5 protein-coding genes and 1 pseudogene are annotated in these 6,557 nt (G+C 68.9%); 3 read left to right on the top strand and 3 right to left on the bottom strand.

Annotated elements, in window-relative coordinates:
- Positions 1-312: pseudogene (locus D588_RS0110040) on the bottom strand (TSUP family transporter); the annotation flags it as partial.
- 86 nt (positions 313-398) lie between these two features.
- Here D588_RS0110040 and D588_RS0110035 point away from each other — a divergent pair.
- Positions 399-1,298, top strand: a complete 900-nt coding sequence (locus tag D588_RS0110035) for a LysR substrate-binding domain-containing protein (RefSeq protein WP_017915882.1) — start codon at positions 399-401, stop codon at positions 1,296-1,298.
- A 449-nt stretch (positions 1,299-1,747) separates the two neighbouring features.
- On the opposite strand, the gene D588_RS0110030 is transcribed toward D588_RS0110035, so the two are convergent.
- Together D588_RS0110030 and D588_RS0110025 are read right to left on the bottom strand one after the other, a co-directional pair.
- The gene (locus D588_RS0110030) at positions 1,748-2,629 is read right to left on the bottom strand and encodes an endonuclease/exonuclease/phosphatase family protein (RefSeq protein ID WP_017915881.1); all 882 of its coding nucleotides are present in this window, start codon (positions 2,627-2,629) and stop codon (positions 1,748-1,750) included.
- An 86-nt stretch (positions 2,630-2,715) separates the two neighbouring features.
- Positions 2,716-3,714, bottom strand: coding sequence for an arabinogalactan endo-1,4-beta-galactosidase (locus D588_RS0110025; protein ID WP_017915880.1), 999 nt, complete (start codon positions 3,712-3,714; stop codon positions 2,716-2,718).
- A 286-nt stretch (positions 3,715-4,000) separates the two neighbouring features.
- Between D588_RS0110025 and D588_RS0110020 the strand changes: the two genes are divergently transcribed.
- Together D588_RS0110020 and D588_RS0110015 are read left to right on the top strand one after the other, a co-directional pair.
- Entirely contained in the window at positions 4,001-5,056 is a 1,056-nt protein-coding gene (locus D588_RS0110020; protein WP_017915879.1) for a bifunctional nicotinamide-nucleotide adenylyltransferase/Nudix hydroxylase, read from the top strand.
- A gap of 61 nt (positions 5,057-5,117) precedes the next feature.
- The gene (locus tag D588_RS0110015; protein WP_017915878.1) at positions 5,118-6,542 is read left to right on the top strand and encodes a nicotinate phosphoribosyltransferase; all 1,425 of its coding nucleotides are present in this window, start codon (positions 5,118-5,120) and stop codon (positions 6,540-6,542) included.
- Positions 6,543-6,557: the final 15 nt, after the last annotated feature.

The raw sequence follows: 6,557 nt of genomic DNA, 5'->3' as shown, positions 1-6,557 counted from the left end.
CAGGCCGGCGCGCGCCAGCCGCGGGTCCGCGTCGGCGAGGACGCCGGCGCTGCCCCAGGTGCCGGCGACGATGCATGCCAGCAGCGGCCACAGTCGCCGCAGCAGCGCGCCGATGCCTGCGCCCCAGGCTTGTTGCAGGTTGGTCAGCAGTGACGGCAGCGCCAGCAGCGCCGCGGCCTCGGCCGGCGTCAGCCAGAGTCCCAGCAGGCCCATCGCCACCGTCGGCAGGCCCATGCCGGCCATGCCCTTGACGCCGCCGGCGAGCAGGAAGACCAGGGCGATCGGCAGCAGATGCGGTGCGAGGGTGTCCATGGCATCCAGCATCGGCGCGCCGCGGCAGCCGGACAATGCGCGAATGCTTCAGGCAGACTTCGGCAACGACGAAGGCGGGAGCATCGATGCACCTGGATTTCACCGATCTGCGGCTGTTCCTGGCGGTGGCCGAGGCCGGCAGCATCACCGCCGGTGCCGATCGCGCGGCATTGTCGCTGGCCGCGGCCAGTGCACGCATCCGCGCGTTGGAGACGCAGCTTGGCGTCGCGCTGTTCGCGCGCGGCCCGCGTGGCGTTGGCCTCACCGCGGCCGGCACCGCGCTGCTGCGGCACGCGCGGGAGTTGCTGCGGCAGGCCGAGGCGATGCGCAGCGAACTGGGCGAGTACGCCGGCGGCCACCCGGCCAGCGTGCGCCTGCTGGCCAATACCGCGGCGCTGTCGGAATGGTTGCCGGAACTGCTGGCCGAGTTCCTGGTGGCGCACCCGCGCATCGATCTGGCGCTGCGCGAGCAGGGCAGCGTCGCCGCGGCCGATGCGCTGCGCGAGCAACGCGCCGACCTGGCGGTGATTGCCGATCACGCCGATCTGCAGGGCCTGCAAGCGTGCCCGTTTCGGCAGGATCGGCTGGTGCTGGTGGCCGCGGCCACGCATCCGCTGGCGCAGGCGCCGCAGTTGCGGTTCTCGGAGGTATGGCAGGCGCAGTTGCTCGGCCTGGCCGAGGACAGCGCACTGCAGCAGCATCTGCGGACCCATGCCACGCGTGCCGGTGGCCAGCTGCGCATCCGCGCGCAGGTGCACGGCATCGAACCGCTGTGCCGCATGCTGGCGCGCGGCGCCGGCGTGGCGATCCTGCCGCAGGCGGCGCTGGAGCGGGTCAGCGTGCGCGCGCAGTTGGTCGCGGTGCCGCTGCAGGAGCCGTGGGCGTTGCGCCAGTTGTCGATCGTCTGGCGAGCGACACCGGCGCCGGCGCCGCCGGTGCAGCAGGTCCTGGATTGGCTGTGCGCGCATGCGGCGCCTGCGGCCTGAGGATCCGTCGGCTGGCGCACGACTGACGCCTCTGACGATGCGCTTGCGCAATGGTGCAGGGAGGCATCGTTAACTGGCAGGCGCGGGCCTTGTTACGCTGTTCGGGATCGCTTGCGAGGGCTGTTCCCCGGTGACGCGTGTCGCGGCTGAAGCTGCTCCTGCGGACGCACGGCCCTCTGTCAGCGCAGTTGCTTCCTGTGGGAGGGACTTCAGTCCCGACTGCTACCGGAGCCGGATGCTTTTCGGTGCGAGATTGCGACGGAAGAACTGCGCGGATCACGCGCTTCTGCGTTGGCTCTGCCGGAGGTGTTGCCTGTCTTGCAGCGCTCGATGCGGCCTTGGTCAGCCACGCCAAGGCCTTTCGCGTCATGCGCGTCGCGGCTGATACCGAACAGATAGGGACCGCTCCCGTTCGTGGGCCTGCGGTCCATGCCGCAGGCCCACGCGCGTCACTGCGGCCAGGCGAACGTGGCGATCACCGGAAAATGGTCGGACGGCCAGTGGCCCTGCGGCCGCGCGTCGAGCGTGGCGTAGTCGGTGGCCTTCAACCCGCGCGAGAGGATCCAGTCGATGCGCCGGTCCGGGTGGCCGGTGAAATCGTGGAAGGTCGCTTCCGGGCCTTGCGGTTGCGCCACCTGCGTGCGCGCATCGGCCAGGCTGGCGGTGAGGGTGCGGTAGGTCGGCGAGTCCGGCACCGTGTTGAAGTCGCCGGTCAGCACCACCGGCACGTCCGCCGGCAGCGCCTTCAGCCGCGACACGATCAGCGCCGCGCCCTTGGCGCGCGCCGCTTCGTCCTCGTCGCGATAGGGCAGATGGGTGTCGAACAGGTAGAAACGGCGGCCATCGCCGATGCGCTCGAACAGACCCCAGTTGACCATGCGCGGCAGCGGATGTCCCCAGCTGATGCTGCCCATCACCTCCGGCGTGTCCGACAGCCAGAAGTGTCCCGAGTCCAGCAGCTTCAGCGCGTGGCTGTCGTAGAACACACCCATGCGTTCGCCGTCGTCCTTGCCGTCGCGGCTGGGGCCGAACCAGCGGTACTCCGGCAGTTGCGCGGCCAGGTAGTCGGCCTGGCGCTGGACCAGTTCCTGTGTGCCGAACACATCCGGGTGCTGCGCGCGGATCAGCACGGCCATCGCGCTGCGGCGCACGTCCCAGCGCTTGTCGCCGTCGGTATCGACCGGCACGCGGACGTTGAAGCTCATTACCTTGAGCGGGGCCGGCGCGGCGGGCGTTGCGGGCGTGCGCGCCTGCGCTGGCGCGATGCACGCGCTAAGCACCAGCAGCAGAGGAAGCGCGAGCTTGCGCGCGGACGACAGCGACAGCGACATGGCAGATCTCGACAGGAGCGGAGCACGCGATGGTGGCACGGCGGTGGTGTCGGTGGCCACCGCGTGGCGCGCCTGCCGAGTGGCGATCAGTTGAACGCCGACAGCGCCTGGGTCAGTTTCCCGTTGTTGTCGACCGCACCCATCGTGTAGCCCTGCCAGCCCGGATACGCGTCGGGTTCCCAATAGAACACGCCCAGGCCATGGCTGCCGAGCGCGCGGGTCTTGGTGAGCAGATCGGCCAACATCGCGCGGGTGGTCGCGGCCTGCTGCCAGTCCATGCCGACCTCGCTGACGATCACGTCCGACCCGTAGCGCGCCACCATGTCCTGCATGTTGCTGGCGATCTGGGTGTTGGCGCTCTGCCAGGCATTGGGGGACGGGTAGTGCGACATGCCGACCACGTCCCACTTGCCGCCGGCCGACTTGAGGCTGTCGAAGAACCAGCGGAAGGTCGCGTTGTCGTGGCCGTTGGCCAGGTGCACGATCACCTTCGCATTGGGGTACACCGACTTGCTGGCGTTGTAGCCGCTGTTGATCAGTTGCGCGAGGTTGCCGAAGTTGGGCGTCTTGCCGTCCGGCCACAGCATGCCGCTGTTGATCTCGTTGCCCACCTGCACCCAGCTCACGTCGATGCCGTTGGACTTGAGATAGGACAGGATGCCGCTGGTGTGCGAATACACGTCCTTCGCCAGGGTGGCGAAGTCGTGGTTGCTCCAGGCCGCCGGCTTGGTCTGCTTGCCGGGATCGGCCCAGCTGTCGCTGTAGTGGAAGTCGATCATGATGCGCATGCCCTGCGCCTTGGCCCGCTTGGCCATGTTCAGCGTGTCGGCGCCGTCGTTCCAGCCGCCCTGCGGATTGACCCACACGCGCAGCCGGATCGCGTTGACCCCGGTGCCCTTGAGCAGCGAGAAGAAATCGGTGGTGGCGCCGGAGGCGTTGCGGAATACGCGACCGCTGCTCTCCTGCTGGTCGATCCAACTGACATCGGCGCCCTTGGCGAAGGTCTGCGCCATGGCCGGCGCACACAGACAGGCGAGCAACAACACCAGCAGCCAGGCGGACACGCGCTTGCTCGATCGGTTCATGCGATTCTCGCGATGATGGGAGGAGGGAAGGGGGGCGTCATGCGGCCCCGAGGAGTGGGCGCAGCGACGTGCCGGGCCGTCCCCCCGCGGCCGCGGCGCGCACGAGGCTAGCGCGATCGTCACGGCGACGCGCGCTGCACTGCAGCGGTGCTGTCGCGACGTCCGCAAGCGCTGTCTGGATGGCCGATGAATCTGCGCGGTACGTCACTTGACGCGATGCGGCATCGGCGTAGCATTCCGCTCACGCCAAGGGACAGACCCGCGGCGATCCACCCAACCGTGAGGGATGCTCATGGAGTTCGACTATCTCGTGTTCATCGGGCGCTTCGAGCCCTTCCACAACGGCCACGCCGCCGTTGCACGCCACGCCCTCGCACGTGGTCAGAAACTCATCTTCCTGATCGGCTCGGCCGAGACCCCTCGTACCATCCGCAATCCCTGGACCGTTGCCGAGCGCAGCGTGATGATCCAGGCCGCGCTGGACGGCGCCGGCGAGCGGCTGATCCTGCGGCCGTTGCGCGACCATCTGTACAACGAAAGCCAGTGGATCGCCGCGGTGCAGTCCACGGTGGCCGAGGCGGTGCGCAGCGACGGCGGCAGCGCCGAGGCGCGGATCGGCCTGATCGGCATGGACAAGGACGCCAGCAGCTATTACCTGCGCGAATTCCCGCAGTGGCCGCTGGTCGACGTGCAGCACACCGAGACGCTGTCGGCGACCGAGCTGCGCCGTTACCTGTTCGAGGCCGGCAGCATCGATTTCCACGGCGCGCTGCTGATGCTGCGCGGCAACGTGCCGACGCCGGTGTTCGACATGCTCGAGGCGTTCCGCAAGAACTCGCCGTCGTATGCCGAACTGCTCGCCGAGTACCAGTTCATCGAGCAGTATCGCGCCGCCTGGAAGGAGGCGCCGTATCCGCCGACCTTCGTCACCGCCGATGCGGTGGTGGTGCATTCCGGGCACGTGCTGCTGGTGCGCCGCCGCGCGGCGCCGGGCAAGGGCCTGTGGGCGCTGCCCGGCGGCTTCGTCGGCCAGCACGAGAGCATCCTCGACGCCTGCCTGCGCGAACTGCGCGAGGAGACCCGACTAAAGATTCCGGTGCCGGTGCTCAAGGGCTCGCTGAAGAACCGCCACGTGTTCGACCACCCCGAGCGCAGCCTGCGCGGGCGCACCATCACCCACGCCTTCCACTTCGAGTTCGTGTTCGGCGAACTGCCCGAGGTGCGCGGCGGCGACGACGCCGACAAGGCGCGCTGGGTGCCGGTCAGCGAAGTGCTGGGCATGGGTCCGAAACTGTTCGAAGACCATCTGCACCTGCTCGAATTCTTCCTCGGCCGCGGCTGACGCGGCCTTCCCGGCCGGCGGACAGACCGCCGGCTTTCCCAGACGCGAAGGAGCTTCCGTCATGCAATGCCTGAACAACCTGCTGCTCAACACCGACAGCTATAAGGCCAGCCACTGGCTGCAGTACCCGCCCGGCACCGACGCCACGTTCTTCTACGTGGAATCGCGCGGCGGCGTCTACGACCGCACCGTGTTCTTCGGTCTGCAGTCGATCCTCAAGGAGGCGCTGGGCCGCCCCGTCACCCATGCCGACATCGACGAGGCGCGCGACCTGTTCGCCGCGCACGGCGAGCCGTTCAACGAAGCGGGCTGGCGCGACATCGTCGATCGCCTCGGCGGCCAGTTGCCGATCCGCATCCGCGCCGTGCCCGAGGGCAGCGTGGTGCCGACCCACAACGCGCTGATGACCATCGAGTCCACCGACGCTCAGGCCTACTGGGTGCCGTCGTACCTGGAGACGCTGCTGCTGCGCATCTGGTACCCGGTGACCGTTGCCACAGTGAGCTGGCACGCCAAGCAGACCATCCGCCAGTTCCTGGAGCGCACCAGCGACGATCCGGACGGGCAGTTGCCGTTCAAGCTGCACGATTTCGGCGCGCGCGGCGTGTCCAGCCTGGAATCGGCGGCGATCGGTGGCGCGTCGCACCTGGTCAACTTTCTCGGCACCGACACCGTGTCCGGGCTGTTGCTGGCGCGCGCGCACTACCACGAGCCGATGGCCGGCTATTCGATCCCCGCCGCCGAGCACAGCACCATCACCAGTTGGGGTCGCGAGCGCGAGGTCGAGGCCTACCGCAACATGCTCAAGCAGTTCGGCAAGCCCGGCGGCGTGGTCGCGGTGGTGTCGGACAGCTACGACATCTTCCACGCGATCCGCGAGCACTGGGGCACCACGCTGCGCGAGGAGGTGATCGCCTCCGGCGCCACCGTGGTGATCCGCCCGGACTCCGGCGATCCGGTGGCGGTGGTGCACCAGTGCCTGGAGCTGCTCGACGAGGCCTTCGGCCATAGCGTCAACGGCAAGGGCTACAAGGTGCTCAACCACGTGCGGGTGATCCAGGGCGACGGGGTCAACCCGACCAGCATCCGCGCGATCCTGGAGCGCATCACCAGCGCCGGCTACGCCACCGACAATCTGGCCTTCGGCATGGGCGGCGCCTTGCTGCAACGGCTCGACCGCGATACCCAGAAGTTCGCGTTGAAGTGCTCGGCCGCCCGCGTCGACGGCCGCTGGATCGACGTGTACAAGGATCCGGTCACCGACAAGGGCAAGCTCAGCAAGCGCGGCCGCATGCGTCTGCTGCGGCACCGCGAGTACGGCAGCTACCGCACCGAGCCGGTGGCGCCAGACGCGGTGTCGGCCGAAGCGGTCGCCGGCCCGGCCGGTTACGACGATGCAATGGTCACCGTGTGGGAGAACGGCCGCCTGCTGCACGACTGGACCTTCGCCGAGGTACGCGAGCGCGCGAACGCCGCGCGCCTGTAGGAGGTGGCCATGCAC

Source organism: Xanthomonas sp. SHU 308 (assembly GCF_000364645.1).
GTDB lineage: Bacteria > Pseudomonadota > Gammaproteobacteria > Xanthomonadales > Xanthomonadaceae > Xanthomonas_A > Xanthomonas_A sontii.
This window is presented reverse-complemented; position numbering and strand designations above follow the sequence as displayed.